This window comes from Arthrobacter sp. 001422645 (assembly GCF_059816125.1).
Window position 1 is genome coordinate 77,248 of sequence record NZ_JCBANT010000003.1, and the last position, 16,427, is coordinate 93,674.

Below are 16,427 nucleotides of genomic sequence, written 5' to 3' on the forward strand. Positions count from 1 at the left end.
GGTGACAGCAATGACCCACACTCCCCGGCTTCCGTTCCTCGCGGGGCTGCCCCTCGCGGTGGCGGCGGGGCTGCTAATGCCTGTCCAGGGCAGGATCAACGGCGCCCTCGGGGCGGCGCTCGCTGACGGGATCGCCGCAGCGGTGGTGAGTTTCACCATCGGGCTGGCCCTGATGATTGTGATCTCGCTCGCGCTGCCACGCGGCCGGGCCGGGCTGCGGGGCATCCTCCCGGCCGTCCGGGAGCGCAAGTTCCCGCCCTACTACCTCCTGGCCGGTTGTATCGGCGGGTTCTTCGTCTTTGCGCAGTCCTTCACCGTGGGCCTGTTGGGGGTCGCCCTGTTTACCGTCGCCACCGTGACCGGGCAGACCCTGAGCGGGCTGCTCGTGGACAGGATGGGGATCGGCCCGGCCGGCAAGAGATCCATCACCGGGATCCGGGTGATCGGCAGCATCCTGACCGTCGCCGCCGTCGCCTGGGCCGTCTCGCCGCGGTTCTCCGGCGCCGGGCCGGGCCCCGGGGAACTGCTGGTTCCGGTGCTCCTTCCGGTGCTGGCCGGGTTTCTCATGAGCTTCCAGCAGGCCATGAACGGCACGGCCGCGGTGCATTACGGCACGCCCATTGCGGCGACCCTGATGAATTTCATCGCGGGGTCGGTCATGCTGTGGGCCGCCTGGCTGATCAAGACGGCCGTTACGGGACCGGGCAACGCGCTGCCGGGGGAGTGGTGGTATTACCTGGGCGGGCCCCTGGGGTGTGTGTTTATCGGGGTCGGGGCACTGCTGGTCCGCAGCCTGGGCGTGCTGGTGACGGGACTCGGCATGATCGCCGGCCAGCTGCTGGGCTCCCTGGGGCTGGACCTTGCCTTCCCGGCGCCCGGCACCGTGGTGGCGCTGCCCACCGTGCTCGGAACCCTGCTGACGCTCGCCGCGATCGTGCTCGCGAGCCTGCCCTGGCCCAAAGGTGCGCTTGGGCGGTGACGCTGGAGCGGCAACCCGCACGACGCCGGGCGGCCGTCCTGACGCTGACGGACCGGTAACTGGCGGCGCCCGGAGCCGGCAGGCCGGTAGGCTAGGAGGCGCAGCTTCCTGCGCCGCCATCATTCAGTACCGCACCTTGTTGTGTGTGCTGTTGGGCGGACAAGTTTTGCGTTTTTGTAGTGCCCCGTCCGGCAACCAGCCGGGGTCCCGGGGCTGAGACCGCGGACCGCACCCAGCGGCCCTGTAGAAAGTGGAGTTCCCATGGCAGCAAAATCCGTCCTCGACCAGATCATTTCCCTCGCCAAGCGCCGGGGTTTCGTATTCCAGGCCGGTGAAATCTATGGTGGCTCGCGTTCTGCCTGGGACTACGGGCCCCTCGGTGCCGAGCTGAAGGAAAACATCAAGCGCCAGTGGTGGCAGTCCGTGGTCCGCGGCCGCGAGGACGTCGTCGGCCTCGACTCCTCGGTCATCCTGCCCCGCCAGGTCTGGGAGGCGTCCGGCCACGTCGACGTGTTCTCCGACCCGCTGGTGGAGTGCCTCTCCTGCCACAAGCGCTACCGCGCAGACCACCTCGAGGAAGAATACGAGGAGAAGAAGGGCCGGCCGGCCGAGAACGGCCTCAAAGACATCGCCTGCGCCAACTGCGGCACCCGCGGCGAGTGGACCGAACCCCAGGAATTCTCCGGCCTTCTCAAGACCTACCTCGGCCCGGTGGCCAGCGAAGAGGGCCTGCACTACCTGCGCCCCGAAACGGCCCAAGGCATCTTCGTCAACTTCAGCAACGTCCTCACCACCTCCCGCAAGAAGCCCCCGTTCGGCATCGGCCAGATCGGCAAGTCCTTCCGCAACGAGATCACCCCGGGCAACTTCATTTTCCGCACGCGTGAGTTCGAGCAGATGGAGATGGAATTCTTCGTCGAGCCCGGCACGGACGAGCAGTGGCACCAGTACTGGATGAAGGAACGCATGTCCTGGTACACCGGCCTCGGCATCAGGGAAGACAACCTGCGCTTCTTCGAGCACCCGCTGGAGAAGCTCAGCCACTACTCCAAGGGCACCACGGACATCGAATACCGCTTCGGGTTCCACGGCTCGGAGTGGGGCGAGCTCGAGGGCATCGCCAACCGCACGGACTTTGACCTCTCCACGCACGCCAAGGCGTCCGGCCAGGACCTGAGTTACTTCAACCAGGCCACCAACGAGCGCTACACCCCGTACGTGATCGAGCCCGCGGCCGGCCTCACCCGGTCCTTCATGGCGTTCATGATCGATGCGTACACCGAGGACGAGGCACCCAACGCCAAGGGAGGCGTCGACATCCGCACCGTGCTCAAGCTCGATCCGCGCCTGGCCCCGGTCAAGGCGGCCGTGCTGCCGCTGAGCCGCAACGAGGACCTGTCCCCGAAGGCCAAGGACCTCGCCGCCCAGCTGCGCAAGAGCTGGAACATCGAGTTCGACGACGCCGGCGCCATCGGCCGCCGCTACCGCCGCCAGGACGAGATCGGCACCCCGTTCTGCATCACCGTGGACTTCGAGACGCTGGACGACCAGGCCGTCACCATCCGCGAACGCGACACCATGAGCCAGGAACGCGTCTCCCTGGACAAGGTGGAGGGCTACCTGGCCGCACGGCTGATCGGCGCCTGATCATGGCGATTGCATACCGTGAATGGCGCGACGGCGATGACCTCGCCCTCCTGGAAATCTGGGGCGGGCCCGAAACCGAACAGGCCCGGCAGTTCCGCGGCACCCTGGCACCCTCGGGCAACTCGCCGTGGCGCCGGTGCATCGTCGCCGAGGACATTGTCGACGGTGTGGCCATCCCGGTTGCGGCCGGTGTGGTCCACGAGGCCTCGCTGCACCCGGAACGGCTCTGGGCCTACATCGAGGTGGATCGGCACCACCGCCGCACCGGCGTCGGCTCCACCCTGCTGACCATGCTGCGGCACGAAGCCGCACAGTCGCCGTCGGGCATCTCCCGGCTCCGGACCAAGGTGGAACCGGGCACCCCCGGCGCGGCCTTCGCGGAAGCCGCCGGCCTCGCCCCGATCCAGCGGTCCCGGCTGGTCGTCGTGGAGCCGGGGGCGCTCCGGCTGCCCGTCTTCGGTGACGGTTCCGAGGCCGCCGCCTCCGAGCAGGTCGAGGACCTGGCCACCGGCTCGGTGGAGCTCAGCGACGTTGTGGGCCGGTACTACACGGCTGTTCACGGCTGGGACAGCCCCGGCGACCTCAGCATCGCGACGGTCCAGCGGTTGTTCCTGGACGAGCTCAGCGGAGCCCACGGCGCAATTGTGCTCCGGGCGCCGAAGGCCAGCGCGTTCGGCCAGGGCGTGGAGCCCAGCAGGAAGGGCCGGCTCGAAGCCTTCGCCATCAGCTACGCCGAGCTCGCTGCGGCAGACAACGCGGCGGGGGCCCATGGGGAGGGCGGGACGCCCGCGTCCGGCCAGCCGACCGACGTGTTCCTGGGCCACGATCCGAAACTCACCGCGGACGAGGCACAGGCCGCCGTCCGGGACTTGCTGGCGCTGATTGCGTTCCAGCACCCCGTGATGCTGGAACTGGACGACTCGATGGAGGCGCTGCGCGCCGTCGTCGAGCCCCTGCTGGAGACCGGCAAGGCCCGTGTCCGGGGCGCCGAAACGCTCGTAGTTTCGGACCCCGCCTAGGACTTAACCCAGCTGACCCGCAGTAGTGGAACTACTGCGGGTCAGCTGCGTTTAAGGTCGGTGGCGTTTGGGGCAGGGTGGCTACTTGCCCGGCGGCATCACCGGCGGAACGAAGTCGAAGGTCATGCCCAGGAGCCAGACGAGCAGCAGCACCACCGGCAGGTGGAAGACGAACTGCAGGAACGTGAAGCCGACCAGGTCGCGGGCCCGCAGCCGCAGCACCGCCAGCAGCGGCAGCATAAAGAACGGGTTGATCAGGTTCGGCAGGGCCTCGGCGATGTTGTAGATCTGCACCGTCCAGCCGAGGTTCATCTGCACATCCGTGGCGGACTGCATCACATACGGCGCCTCCACGAGCCACTTGCCGCCGCCCGAGGGGACCAGCAGGCCCAGCAGCGCCGTGTACAGCGCAATCACGACGGCGAAGCCGCCGCCGCTGCCGATTCCCGAGAAGAACTCGGCCAAATGCGCGGAGATGGTCATGCCGCCGTGGCCGGTGGCCTTGGTCAGGATCGCGGCCATCGCGGCGTAGAGCGGGAACTGGACCAGGATGCCGGCTGTCGCGGGGACCGCCTTGGTGACGGCCTGGAGGAAGTTCCGCGGGGTGCCGTGCAGCACCAGGCCCAGGATCAGGAAGACCAGCAAATAGCCGTTGAGGCTGCTCACCACGGTCAGGAAGGGCTTCGTCAGGAACTGCGAGACCAGCCATCCGAGCGTCAGGACCCCGGCCAGGACGGGCAGGAGCTTGCTGTATTCGAGCCATTCGCCCGGGCGGGAGCGCGGCGCCGGTTCGCTGGGTTCGTCGTCGAGGTCGACGCCCAGATCCGCCGCAGTGCGGATGGCCCCGCCCTGCGGCGCGGAAAAGTGCGCGATCACCGTGGTGAGCGCCATCAGGATGGCCAGGGTCAGCAGCGACTGCCACGTGAAGATGGTGGTGCCGAAGTCCAGGATGCCGGTGATCTTCAGCAGGGCCGGCGGCAGCGAGGCCTCGGTGGCCTGCAGCTGCGCCGCGGAGGAGGACAGGCCCAGCGCCCAGACGGCACCAAGGCCCATGAACGCTGCGGCGCCCAGGGCGCGGTAGTCCACGGTCAGGTCCCTGCGGCGCGCGATGGCACGGGCCAGCAGGCCGCCGAAGATCAGGCTGAGTCCCCAGTTGAGGACGGACACGGACATGGACATCAGCGCCACGAAGCTCACGGCGGTGCGTGCGGTGGCAGGAACCAGGGCCAGCCGGTTGATCAGCTTCGCTACGGGCGGGGAGGTTGCCACGACATAGCCGGTCAGCACCACCATGGCCATCTGCAGGGTGAAGGCGGTGAGGTCCCAGAAGCCGTTGCCGAAGGAATCGGCGATCGACTGGGGCGAGGCGCCGATGGCCAGGGCGGCCAGGGCGATGATCATGACGCCGGCCAGGGCGAAGACGTACGCGTCGGGGAACCACTTCTCGGTCCACGCCGCCATCCGTTGGGCTATTCGGGCGAGACCGCGTTCTTCGCCGATGCCGCTTTTCGTCAGGACTGTGTTTGCCACAGAGGAGTACCTCTCCATTGAGTGCGATTTTGTACCCCATGGAGTTTAGTCAAGACGATCGCGGAAACCGGGCTTATCGGCGCCGGCCCCCTGCGCGCCGCGGACCCTCGGCCTGGTCCAGGCGCTGCCGTTCCTCGTCGCTGGGCGCCCCGCCGCCCAGTTCCGCCGGCATCCACCACGCGCCCGGAGCCGGTTTCAAGGGGAAGTCCGCGATGCAGGCATCGATTCCGGCCTGGAGGGTTGCGCGCAGCGCCTCCGTGGCCGCCACGGCGTCCCGGGACGGGGCCATGATTACCGGTTCAAGGGTCACCGGTTCGCCGACATGGATCCGCACCGGGGCACGCCAGGCGCGGGCGGGGGAGAATCCGTGGCGGCGGGTCATCAGCCGGTGCGCGCCCCAGACGGAGACCGGAATGACCGGCACCCCGGCTTCTGCCGCCATCCGCACGGCTCCGGTCTTGCATTCGCGCACACGGAAACTGCGGCTGACACCGGCTTCTGGCAGGATCGCGATGTACTCGCCCGCCCGGAGCCGGGCGACGGCGGCGTCGTAGGCGTGGGTTCCGCTCTCATAACCGACCACAACGTGCCCGGCGGCACTGATGGCGGGCCCGGCAAACCAGTGGTCAGCGGCCCCCTGGGTGACAAGGAAGCGCAACTGGGCCCTGGTGTGCCGCCACAACAGCAATTCGGCGAACGCGAAGTCGAGGTAGCCGAAGTGCGTAATGGCGACGACGGCGCCCCGGCCCGGGACCACCCGGCGGGACGGTCCGTGCGGGGTGTTGCTGTTTGGGTCGCTGCGCGGCTCCGGCGGGGGGAGGTGCTCCTGTCCGGTCACAATGACGCGGATCCGGAACAGCCAGCGCAGCGCCAGGCCGGTGCGGACAATGAACCGGTAGAAGCGGTCGCTGGGCCGGGGGCGCCAGGGCATGTCAGCGCCCGCCCGGCTTCTGTTGGTCGGGCTGGGGTCCGCCCGGCCGGTGCCCGCCGCTGCGCGGCCGGCGCGGCGGCAGCGGCAGGAAACCCGAAGTGGATTCCACGTACTCCTTATAGCCGGGGCGGGCGGACATGGCCTTCTCGGTGAGGGGCTTGCCGGATTTGCCGGCGAGCAACCAGATCATCAGCGCGGGGGAGAGGACAGTCAGCACGCCCGGCCAGGAATCAGCGGCCACCAGGAATATCCCGGCCCAGACGGCGGCGTCGCCGAAGTAGTTCGGGTGGCGCGTGTAACGCCAGAGCCCGGTGTCGAGCACAGTTCCGCGCCTCGACGGATCGGCCTTGAACTGCGACAGTTGCCAGTCACCGACCGTCTCGAAGACAAAACCGACTACCCAGAGCACCACGCCCAGCCAGGCCAGCCAGCCGAGGTCTCCGGTGCTGAGCATTCCCACCTGGACCGTGAGCGAGACGAAGAACAGGATCACGCCCTGCGGCAGGTAGACCTTGCGCAGTGCGTAGACGTTGCGGGACCCCGGGGCGGAGGAGAGCATGTCCACGTACCGGGGGTCCTCGTGACCGCCCCGGGCCCGGAGGCCGATGTGGAGGGCCAAGCGGATGCCCCACACCGCCACGAGCGCCAGCAGCAGCAGGCGGCGGGCGCCGTCGCCGTGTCCGGCCGAAAGGAACCAGGAGATGGCGGCCGCGACGACGAAGCCGAGCCCCCAGACGGTGTCGATGACGGAATGGCGGCTCTGGCGGACTCCGACGGCGAACGTGACGGCCAGCAGGGCCGCGATCCCGGCCGCAACCCATGGCAGGCTGGCCAGGAAAGCCCCCAGCGGGAAGTCCGGCATCACAGCACCACCGGGAGGCTGGCGCCGGACGCGGGCAGGAGGCTGCGGAACGCGTCGGCGCCGCCGTCGTCGTTCCGGCCTGAACTGCGGGCGAAGGCATCAAGGATGAAGCCGTTCGCGAGTGAATTCCACAGGCCCACCCGCCGGAACATAAAGTGCCCGGCCCCTTTGAGGGCGACGTAGTCCACGGACTCCGCGACGCCGTCGGCCCGGCGGGCGTAGGCGAGCGAGTTCGCGGGGCTGGTCCAGCGGTCCTCGGTGCCATGGACAATCAGAATCCGGCGGCCGGCCACCCGGTTCACCGGGGTTTCGCCGTTGAGCCAGGGCGCGAGGGCGACGACGGCCTCCACTTGCGGGTGGTCCGCGACGCAAAGCGCGGTAAGACCGCCCATCGAGTGGCCGAGGAGATAAATGGGGACGCCGGGGTGTTCGCGGCTGATGTGGGAGAGCGCCCAGCGGGCGTCCTCGACGGGGGACATGTCCTTCCCGTTCCAGCCCCGGTACCGGTTCCGGAGGGTCCAGACCGCCAGCCCGTCGCCGCCGCCCGCACGCCGGAGGGCCCGTGCGAAGGGCAGCATCCGGGCGGGGCTGAGGTGCGTCCCACGGACGGATTCATAGCTGTCCGCGCGGCCGCCGTGCAGGACCAGGGCGACCCCCCGGGTTTCCCCGGCGGCCCCGGCAATGCTCAACACGGCCCTGGCGCCTGCCCCGGCGCCCGGCGCTGCAGGTTCACGGTCGTCTACCTTGCGTTTGGCCACGCTGTGTCCTCCACGTCTCGTCCGTCAATTCCATCATGCTATTGAACATTCGGAGCGGCGCCTCCGGAAGATGGGGCGGCGTAATCGCCGTCGTGCGGTGCTGCCCCTCCGGCCGCGGGCCGGATCCCCTTGACGGTTCCGGGGCGGAGGAGTAAGCCAGTGCTCGTAAACCTCCGGACGTCATGCCGGCTGGGAGCACAGAGATCGCCGTCCGGGTCGGAACCACGACGAAATCGACGGTACAGAAATGAACGGAACGATCTTCGATAGCCTGCGCGAGCAAGTCCGCGGGCAGGTCATCACGCCCGGCGATGCGGACTACGACGCCGCGCGGGCAGTGCACAACGGAATGATCGACAAGCGGCCGGCCGCGGTGGTCCGCGTGTCGCAGGTGGCGGACGTCATCGCCAGTGTCAACTTCGCCCGGGACAACTCCCTGGACCTGGCCGTCCGCGGCGGGGGCCACAGCGCCCCGGGGTTCGGAACCTGGGATGATGCCCTCGTCATCGACTTCGTCAATACCAGGGGCGTCCGGGTCGATCCGGCAAACAGGACGGCACGCTCCGAGGCCGGGGCCACGTGGGCGGACTTCAATCACGCCACGCACGCCTTCGGGCTGGCGACCCCCGGCGGCATCGTCGGCACCACAGGCGTCGCCGGGCTCACCCTCGGCGGAGGGATAGGCTACCTGGCCCGGAAATACGGGCTCAGTTGCGACAACCTCATCTCGGCCGACGTCGTCACCGCGGACGGGAAGTTCCTCACGGCCAGTGAAAGCGAGAACGACGACCTTTTCTGGGCGCTGCGCGGCGGTGGTGGGAATTTCGGCGTCGTGACCTCACTGGAATACCGTCTGCACCCGGTGGACATGGTATACGTCGGTATCGTCGTCTACCCCCTGGAGCACGCCGAAACCGTGTCGAGGTTCTATCGGGACCACCTGGCGTCGGCACCCGAAGAACTGGGAGCCTTTCTGGCGTTCGCCCTGGGCCCGCCGGTGCCGTTCCTGCCCGAGGAGTGGCACGGGAAGCCGGTCTGCATAGTGGTCGGGATGTGGACCGGAGACCAGACCGAGGGTGCGGCCCGCTGGCAGCCATTCCTCGACGTCGCCCCGGTGGCGGGTTCCATGATGGGACCGATGCCCTACCCGGCCCTCAACCAGGCCTTCGATGCCCTGCAGCCCAAGGGAATCCTGAGCTATTGGAAAGCGGACTTCATGACGGATCTCACGGACGCGGCCATCGGAGAGCACATCCGCTACGGGGCAACGATTCCCACCGTCCAAACCGCCGTGCATCTTTACCCCATTGACGGAGCGGTCCAGCGCGTGGGGACGACAGAAACAGCGTTCGCCAACCGTGACGTGAAGTTCGCCCCGGTTATTGCCGCTTTCTGGGACAATCCGGCAGACAATGATGCAAGAGTCAGCTGGGTGCGGGAATACGCGGAGGCGCTCCGCCCCCATTCGGCTCCCGGCGGCTATATCAACTTCATGGACCGCGACGATCTGCCCCGGGTCGCGGAAAACTACGGGCCGAACTACACCCGCCTGCGCGGGATCAAGGCCAAATACGATCCGCAGAACCTCTTCCACGTGAACCAGAACATCTCGCCCGGGTAGCCTTTTGCGGGCATTCCCGGCACATCACGCGTCCTGACGGCGCCCCGAAACCCCGTAAAGTCTTCGGCATGAGGTTGAACTGCTGATGGGCGCCGGACATTCACACGCTCCACAAGGGCAGACGGAACCGACGCCCCGGGCGCTCGCCGCCCGGAAGCGGGCCAACCTCATTCTGGCCGCCATCCTGATCCCGCTGACGCTGCTCACGCTCGTGGCGATGGCGTTGCTGTGGCCCTCGGGCAGCAAAGAGGGGATCACGCTGGCCAGCCCCTACGCGGCCGCACCGGGAGTCACGTTCGACACCGGAAAGATCCAGCGCGTTGTCACCGGCAGCTGCATGGACGCCACCCAGCAGGGACCGGCCGGGGCGGACGCGGCGCCGCAGCAGGGGTCCGAGTGCACTTTTGCGTTCACGGACCCGGACCGGGGCGGCAACCCCGTCAAGGTGGTCATCAACCCCGACGTCGCCAAATCCCACGGCGTGAAGACCGGCGACAACATCCGCTACCTGAATCTCTCCAAGGCCCAGGGCGCCGCCGCGCAGGGCACCCCGGCCTACGTCTTCGTCGACTTCGTCCGGACCCTGCCGATCATTTTCCTCGCGGTACTCTATGCCGTCGTCGTGATCGCCGTCGCGCGCTGGCGCGGGCTGCGCGCGCTGATCGGCCTCGTCGGCGCCTACGGTGTGCTGGTGTCCTTTATGCTCCCGGGACTGGTGGAGGGCAAGCCGCCGCTCCTGCTGGCGCTGGTGGGGTCCACCGTCATCATGATCGGGGTGCTGTATTTCGCCCACGGCTTCTCCGCCCGGACCTCGACGGCACTGCTTGGCACGATGTTCGGCCTGGCGATTACCGCGCTGCTTGCCGCCTGGGCCACCGACGCCGCCAACCTCGCGGGCGTCGGCAGCCATGATTCCGCCACCCTCGCGAACATCTCGGACAACATCTCCATCTCCGGCATCATTCTCTGCGGCCTCATTATTTCCGGCCTGGGCGTCCTCAACGACGTCACCATCACCCAGTCCTCGGCCGTGTGGGAGCTCTGGGAACTGGCCCCGGAAACGTCCGCCCGCCAGCTCTTCACCTCAGCCATGCGGATCGGCCGGGACCACATCGCCTCAACCGTGTACACCATCGCGTTCGCCTACGCCGGTGCGGCCCTGCCGGTGCTGATCCTGGTGATGCTCTACGAGCGGCCACTCGGTGACGCCCTCACCAGCGCCGAGCTCTCCGAGGAAGTCATCCGCACTCTCGTCGGCTCTGTCGGGCTGGTCCTGGCGATCCCGGTCACCACGCTGATCGCCGTGCTCGTGGTCAAGGCAACGGGAATGAAGGCCGCCGGCACGACGGCAACCGGCGTCGGGTCTTCCCGGAGCAGGGCCTTGGAAGACAGCGCACTCAGCGACGACGCCGGCCGGCGGCCGGAGGTCGACGCCGACGCGCCCGACGAGGCCCTCGAAACGGCGCCGGCGGGGCGCCGCGGGGCGTTCGACACGCCGCCGGAGGGGCGCCGCGGGCGCCGTGCCGCCGTCCCGGACTGACGCCGGGTTTTCCACATGGCCGGCGCGGATCCTGCCGATTTGCCCGGATTTGAGACAATGAACGGGTGACTGTTGTAGCGACCCCTCCCGCCCCCAAGCTGGAACTCCCGCCCCTGAAGCTGGGCCCCCTCACGGTGGACACCCCCGTGATCCTGGCTCCGATGGCGGGCATCACCAACTCCGCGTTCCGCAGGCTCTGCCGTGAATACGGCGGCGGCCTGTATGTCGCCGAGATGGTCACGTCCCGTGCCCTCGTGGAGCGCACGCCGGAATCCCTGCGCATCATTTCGCACGACGACGACGAGAAAGTCCGGTCCGTCCAGCTCTACGGTGTGGACCCTGTGACCGTCGGCCGGGCCGTCCGGATGCTCGTCGAGGAAGACCGCGCGGACCACATCGACCTCAACTTCGGGTGCCCCGTGCCCAAGGTGACCCGGCGCGGCGGCGGTTCCGCGCTGCCCTGGAAGATCGACCTCTTCACCTCGATCGTGCAGACCGCGGTCAAGGAAGCCTCCAGGGGCAACGTCCCGCTGACCATCAAGATGCGCAAGGGCATCGACGAGGACCACCTCACGTACCTCGACGCCGGCCGGATCGCCCGCGATTCCGGCGTCGCCGCCGTCGCACTCCACGGCCGCACCGCCGCGCAGTTCTACTCCGGCCAGGCCGACTGGTCCGCGATCGCGCGCCTGCGTGAAGCGCTGCCGGACATCCCGGTACTCGGCAACGGCGATATCTGGTCCGCCGAGGACGCCATCCGCATGGTCCGCGAGACCGGCGTCGACGGCGTTGTGGTGGGCCGCGGCTGCCAGGGCCGCCCGTGGCTGTTCGGAGACCTCATGGCCGCTTTCGAAGGCAGCGACGCCCGCCACAAACCGGATTTGGGGCAGGTGGCGGAAGGCGTGTACCGCCACGCCGAGCTGATGGTGGAAACCTTCGGCAACGACGAAGGCAAGGCGCTCCGCGAGATCCGCAAGCACATGGCCTGGTACTTCAAGGGGTACGTGGTCGGCAGCGAACTGCGGACCAAACTGGCGATGGTAACCAGCCTCGAAGTGCTCCGCGCGACGCTCGACCAGCTGGACCTCGATTCGCCGTACCCCGGCGTTGACGCGGAAGGCCCGCGCGGCCGCGCGGGTTCGCCCAAGAAGCCCGCCCTCCCCAAGGACTGGCTCCTGGACCGCAACATGGACGCCGAGCAGTCCCGCGAGATCTGCCACGCCGAACTGGACGTGTCCGGTGGCTGAAACCAGGACCACGGCACCGGTACTGGACGGCTATGTGGCCCGCGACTCCGCCCGCTGGGTGGAAGAGCCGCCCAAGTCCACCTACCGCTCCGACTTCGAACGTGACCGCGCACGCGTGCTGCACTCCTCGGCCCTCCGCCGGCTCGGGGCCAAGACGCAGGTGGTGGCGCCGGACACCGACGACTTCGTCCGTACCCGCCTCACCCACAGCCTCGAGGTGGCCCAGGTGGGCCGCGAACTGGGCCGTGCCCTGGGCTGCGATCCGGACGTCGTAGACACCGCCTGCCTCAGCCACGACCTCGGCCACCCGCCCTTCGGCCACAACGGCGAATCGGCCCTCAACGAAGTCGCCCACGCGATCGGCGGATTCGAAGGCAACGCCCAGACCCTGCGCCTGCTGACCCGGCTGGAACCCAAAGTCGTTGCCCTGGACGGGCGGCCCGCCGGACTGAACCTCACCCGGGCCAGCCTGGACGCCGCGGCGAAATACCCCTGGTCGGCCGAGAATGCCCCCGTCATCCACGGCGAGCGGACCAGCAAGTTCGGCGCCTACGAGGACGACCTGCCGATCTTCGACTGGATCCGCGAGGCCGCCCCCGAGCGCCGCTCCTGCCTTGAAGCGCAGGTCATGGACCTCGCAGACGACATCTCCTACTCCGTGCACGACGTCGAGGACGCTATCGTGGCCGGCCATTTCCAGCTCCGCTGGATGGATAATCCGGACCACCGTGCCCGCGTGGTGGGCTACGCCAAGCAGTGGTACCTGCCGCACAACGACCCCGCCGCGATCGATGCCGCCCTCGCCCGGCTGGAAGCCACCAGCGTCTGGGTCCGCGAGGCCGACGGCAGCCGCAAGTCCATGGCCGCGCTCAAGGACATGACCAGCCAGCTGATCGGCCGGTTCTGCCAGAGTGCCTTGGCGTCCACCCGCGCGGTGTACGGCCCGGAAAACCTGACCCGCTACAACGCGGAGCTGATCGTTCCGGACGAGACTGTGATGGAAATCGCCGTGATGAAGGGCCTGGCCACCACCTTCGTGATGACCACCGAGCACCGCCAGCCCATCTACGAACGCCAGCGCGAAGTCCTGCACGCCCTCGTCACCGCCCTGAGCGCCACCGGCGACCGCCATCTGGAGCCGATGTTCGCGGCCGACTGGCGCGACGCCGCCGACGACGGCGCTCGGCTGCGTGTGGTGATCGACCAGGTCGCGTCGCTGACGGACGGCTCCGCGCTGGCCATGTACGAGCGGCTCGTCGGAAGCCTGCCGTCGCTGTGGTGACTGGCGCCATAACCGGCCCTCCGGCGTCGTACCCGGGTACTAGGATGGCACTGTGGCCGGCCTGATCAAACGTGAAGACATCGACGAAGTACGCCAGCGCACGGACATCAAGGAAGTCGTCGACGGCTACGTGACGCTCAAGGGCGCGGGCCTGGGCTCCTACAAGGGCCTGTGCCCCTTCCACGACGAGCGGTCACCCTCGTTCACCGTCCGCCCCCAGGTGGGCAGGTACCACTGCTTCGGCTGCGGCGAGGACGGCGACGTCATCTCCTTCGTGCAGAAACTGGACCACACGTCGTTCCATGAAGCCGTGGAGAAACTGGCCGCCCGGATCGGCTTCGAGCTCCGCTACGAGGACGGCGGCTCCGGACCGAACCGCGAAGACGTCGGCCGGCGGCAGCGCCTGCTCGATGCCCACAAGGTCGCCGACGAGTACTTCCGCGCCCAGCTGCTGACCCCGGGTGCCACTGAGGGCCGCAACTTCCTGCACGCCCGCGGCTTCGACCGCGCGGCAGCGGACCAATTCGGTGTCGGCTACGCCCCGCAGGGCTGGGACTCCCTGCTCAAGCACCTCCGCGGCAAGGGCTACACCGATCCTGAACTGAAACTGACGGGAATGTTCTCCGAAGGCGGCCGGGGGATCTACGACCGGTTCCGGGGCCGGCTGATCTGGCCCATCCGGGACATCGCGGGGGAGACCATCGGCTTCGGTGCCCGCAAGCTATACGAGGACGACCAAGGCCCCAAGTACCTCAACACCCCGGAGACCGCGCTCTACAAGAAGTCTCAGGTCCTCTACGGGATCGACCTCGCCAAACGCAACATCGCCAAGGACCGCCAGCTCGTCGTTGTGGAGGGGTATACCGACGTGATGGCCTGCCACCTTGCCGGGATTCCGACGGCGGTCGCCACCTGCGGTACGGCGTTCGGCACCGAGCACATCAAGATTGCCCGCCGCCTGCTCTCCGATGACGGCAGCGGCGGCGAGGTCATTTTCACCTTCGATGGCGACGCCGCCGGCCAGAAAGCGGCCCTGCGCGCCTTCGAGGAGGACCAGCGCTTCGTCGCGCAGACTTACGTGGCCGTGGAACCCAACGGCGCAGACCCCTGTGAGCTGCGCCAGTCCAAGGGGGACGCCGCCGTCCGTGACCTGATCGGCACCCGGCGCCCGCTGTTTGAATTCGCCATCCGCGCCGCCCTGAAACGGCACAACCTGGACACCGTCGAGGGCCGGATCGCGGCCCTGCGCGAATCCGCCCCGGTAGTCGCCCAGATCCGTGACGCCGGCATCCGCCCCGCCTACGCCCGGGAACTGTCGGGCTGGCTGGGCATGCCGGTGGAGGAAGTCAGCCGTGCCGTGGGTGCCGCCGCCAAGCGTGCGGCCCAGCCGCCGTCGGGCAGCGCCGGTTCCGGCCACCAGGGGCAGGGAAACAGCCAGGGCCGCGGCTCAGGATACGGCGCGGGATCCGCGCCGGGAGTTGCGCCCCTGCCGCCGTCGCCCGCCCTGCCGTCGTTCAACCGGCCGGACCCGCGCGACCCCGTGGCCGCGATGGAACGGCAGGCGCTGGAGGTTGCCCTGCAACAGCCAGGGATGCTGGAAGGTGAGACCTGGCAGCGTTTCTCCGAGGCGAGGTTCTCGACGCCGGCCTACCTGGCCATCCACGAGGCCATCCGGGCCAGCGGGCTGGCGCTCACCGGCGACCCCGTGCGCTGGGTGGAACAATTGCTGCACGAGGTCCCGGAGCCACTGCGCCCGCTCGTGTCCGAGCTGTCCGTCGTGCCGCTGCCGGCCAGCACCGCCGACGGCGTCCTGCGCTACTGCCGGGACATCCTGGCACGCCTGTTCGAGCTGCAGATCACCAGGGTCAAGGCTGAAAAGATGGGACAGCTGCAGCGGCTGGACGCGACCTCCGCCCCGGAGGAGTTCCAGCGGCTGAACCGCGAACTTATGCAGCTGGAGATGCAACGGCGGTCGCTGCGCTCGGAGGGCTGATATCGCGGATTGTCCCGTTCGGCGGTCGTGACTGGTCCCATTCGGGGGTACCCGTTCGGGGTCAATTTCACTTCCCGGCCGGGAGTTTGCTAGGCTTATATCCGCTTCATTCCTCCTTAGCTCAATTGGCAGAGCATTCGACTGTTAATCGAAGGGTTGCTGGTTCAAGTCCAGCAGGAGGAGCGGACAGGTCCCGCAGCCGGTGAATCACTGGCTGCGGGACCTTTTTTGTGCCCTCTTACGGCGGCTCGTCCCGTCCTTAGACGAAGTACATCTCCACCTGCAGGAACCGCTCGGCTTCCGCCACGGCCCCCTGGAAGGCGTCGAACTCGGTGGGCGACTTGCGGGGTTCGCGCGGGTGCCACTCGTGCGGGGCGGAATGGATCTGGGTGAACCCGCCGCCTGGCGGGGCATAGAAGATGCCGAAGCGCTGCACCGGCCACTCGGGGGAGGTCTCGGGGGCGACCAGGAGCGCCGAATCGTAGGCCGGGTTGTACCACTGGGCGATCGGTCGCCGCCGGTCCTCGGCAAAGAGTCCAGCCGCGAAGAGCGCCGCCGACTGCTGGCTGGTCTGGCTGCACAAGCGATCCCACCACAGAGGCAAAATGCCGGCGTCACACCGCTGCCACGTGGCCGGTAGGGGCGGCTGTTCCTTCCAGTGGGGCACATCTACAACTTTATCGCCCGGGGGTGGGCGCGAACAGGGCCGGTGGGCGCCAGCCGCGTGCCCCGCCCTCCGGGACATGCCCCCTGCCGGCGCCGGGGAGTGGGCATAGGGCCCATATGCTCATTCCTGGCCGCGGCGACTGGACGTGCCCAGCGAGGGAGACTGCCCGGTGCCGGGGTCGCCGCTGGACATGCCCAGTGGGGGAAGGTGCCGGGTGCAGTCCTTGCCGCTGGACATGCCCAGTGGGGGAGGCTGCCCGGTGCCGGAGTTAGCCCGCCTCGCGACGTTCCTTCCCAGTTGCTGTGAAGCGCAGCGGAATCTCCCGGGAGATTCCGGGGCTTTTTTCGGGCC

13 protein-coding genes and 1 tRNA gene are annotated in these 16,427 nt (G+C 68.5%); 9 read left to right on the forward strand and 5 right to left on the reverse strand.

Annotated elements, in window-relative coordinates; genetic code table 11:
- Positions 1 to 10: 10 nt before the first annotated feature.
- The 3 genes from AC6EUH_RS05390 (at position 11) to AC6EUH_RS05400 (ending at position 3,645) form a co-directional block, all read left to right on the forward strand.
- Positions 11 to 979: a DMT family transporter gene (locus AC6EUH_RS05390; protein ID WP_056432685.1), complete on the forward strand. Its 969-nt coding sequence runs from the start codon at positions 11 to 13 to the stop codon at positions 977 to 979.
- A gap of 261 nt (positions 980 to 1,240) precedes the next feature.
- Entirely contained in the window at positions 1,241 to 2,626 is a 1,386-nt protein-coding gene (locus AC6EUH_RS05395; RefSeq protein ID WP_056432683.1) for a glycine--tRNA ligase, read from the forward strand.
- A gap of 2 nt (positions 2,627 to 2,628) precedes the next feature.
- Positions 2,629 to 3,645 (forward strand): GNAT family N-acetyltransferase, encoded by a 1,017-nt coding sequence (locus AC6EUH_RS05400; RefSeq protein ID WP_499738013.1) that lies wholly within the window; start codon positions 2,629 to 2,631, stop codon positions 3,643 to 3,645.
- An 81-nt stretch (positions 3,646 to 3,726) separates the two neighbouring features.
- On the opposite strand, the gene AC6EUH_RS05405 is transcribed toward AC6EUH_RS05400, so the two are convergent.
- From AC6EUH_RS05405 to AC6EUH_RS05420, 4 genes are all read right to left on the reverse strand, one after another.
- Entirely contained in the window at positions 3,727 to 5,175 is a 1,449-nt protein-coding gene (locus AC6EUH_RS05405; RefSeq protein ID WP_235500300.1) for a short-chain fatty acid transporter, read from the reverse strand.
- Between the two features lie 73 nt (positions 5,176 to 5,248).
- Positions 5,249 to 6,106: a lysophospholipid acyltransferase family protein gene (locus tag AC6EUH_RS05410; protein ID WP_056432673.1), complete on the reverse strand. Its 858-nt coding sequence runs from the start codon at positions 6,104 to 6,106 to the stop codon at positions 5,249 to 5,251.
- Between the two features lies 1 nt (position 6,107).
- Positions 6,108 to 6,968 (reverse strand): DUF1295 domain-containing protein, encoded by an 861-nt coding sequence (locus AC6EUH_RS05415; protein WP_499738014.1) that lies wholly within the window; start codon positions 6,966 to 6,968, stop codon positions 6,108 to 6,110.
- Positions 6,968 to 7,726: an alpha/beta hydrolase gene (locus AC6EUH_RS05420; RefSeq protein WP_499738015.1), complete on the reverse strand. Its 759-nt coding sequence runs from the start codon at positions 7,724 to 7,726 to the stop codon at positions 6,968 to 6,970. The genes AC6EUH_RS05415 and AC6EUH_RS05420 overlap by 1 nt, the downstream gene beginning before the upstream one ends.
- Positions 7,727 to 7,973: 247 nt before the next feature.
- On the opposite strand from AC6EUH_RS05420, the gene AC6EUH_RS05425 reads away from it, so the two are divergent.
- From AC6EUH_RS05425 to AC6EUH_RS05450, 6 genes are all read left to right on the forward strand, one after another.
- Complete coding sequence (locus AC6EUH_RS05425) at positions 7,974 to 9,347, forward strand: FAD-binding oxidoreductase (protein WP_499738016.1); 1,374 nt, start codon at positions 7,974 to 7,976, stop codon at positions 9,345 to 9,347.
- 85 nt (positions 9,348 to 9,432) lie between these two features.
- Positions 9,433 to 10,887 carry a YibE/F family protein gene (locus AC6EUH_RS05430; RefSeq protein ID WP_499738017.1) on the forward strand — a complete coding sequence of 485 codons (1,455 nt, stop codon included), beginning with the start codon at positions 9,433 to 9,435 and terminating at the stop codon, positions 10,885 to 10,887.
- A 65-nt stretch (positions 10,888 to 10,952) separates the two neighbouring features.
- On the forward strand, positions 10,953 to 12,134 hold the full coding sequence (dusB, locus tag AC6EUH_RS05435) for a tRNA dihydrouridine synthase DusB (RefSeq protein WP_499738018.1): 1,182 nt from the start codon (positions 10,953 to 10,955) through the stop codon (positions 12,132 to 12,134).
- On the forward strand, positions 12,127 to 13,416 hold the full coding sequence (locus tag AC6EUH_RS05440) for a deoxyguanosinetriphosphate triphosphohydrolase (protein ID WP_056432657.1): 1,290 nt from the start codon (positions 12,127 to 12,129) through the stop codon (positions 13,414 to 13,416). Before dusB ends, AC6EUH_RS05440 begins: the two co-directional genes overlap by 8 nt.
- 52 nt (positions 13,417 to 13,468) lie before the next feature.
- Positions 13,469 to 15,409 carry a DNA primase gene (gene dnaG / locus AC6EUH_RS05445; protein ID WP_056432654.1) on the forward strand — a complete coding sequence of 647 codons (1,941 nt, stop codon included), beginning with the start codon at positions 13,469 to 13,471 and terminating at the stop codon, positions 15,407 to 15,409.
- A 110-nt stretch (positions 15,410 to 15,519) separates the two neighbouring features.
- Positions 15,520 to 15,592 (forward strand) — tRNA-Asn (locus tag AC6EUH_RS05450).
- A gap of 76 nt (positions 15,593 to 15,668) precedes the next feature.
- Here the strand turns inward: AC6EUH_RS05450 and AC6EUH_RS05455 are convergent.
- Positions 15,669 to 16,076 carry a hypothetical protein gene (locus tag AC6EUH_RS05455; protein WP_499738019.1) on the reverse strand — a complete coding sequence of 136 codons (408 nt, stop codon included), beginning with the start codon at positions 16,074 to 16,076 and terminating at the stop codon, positions 15,669 to 15,671.
- Positions 16,077 to 16,427: the final 351 nt, after the last annotated feature.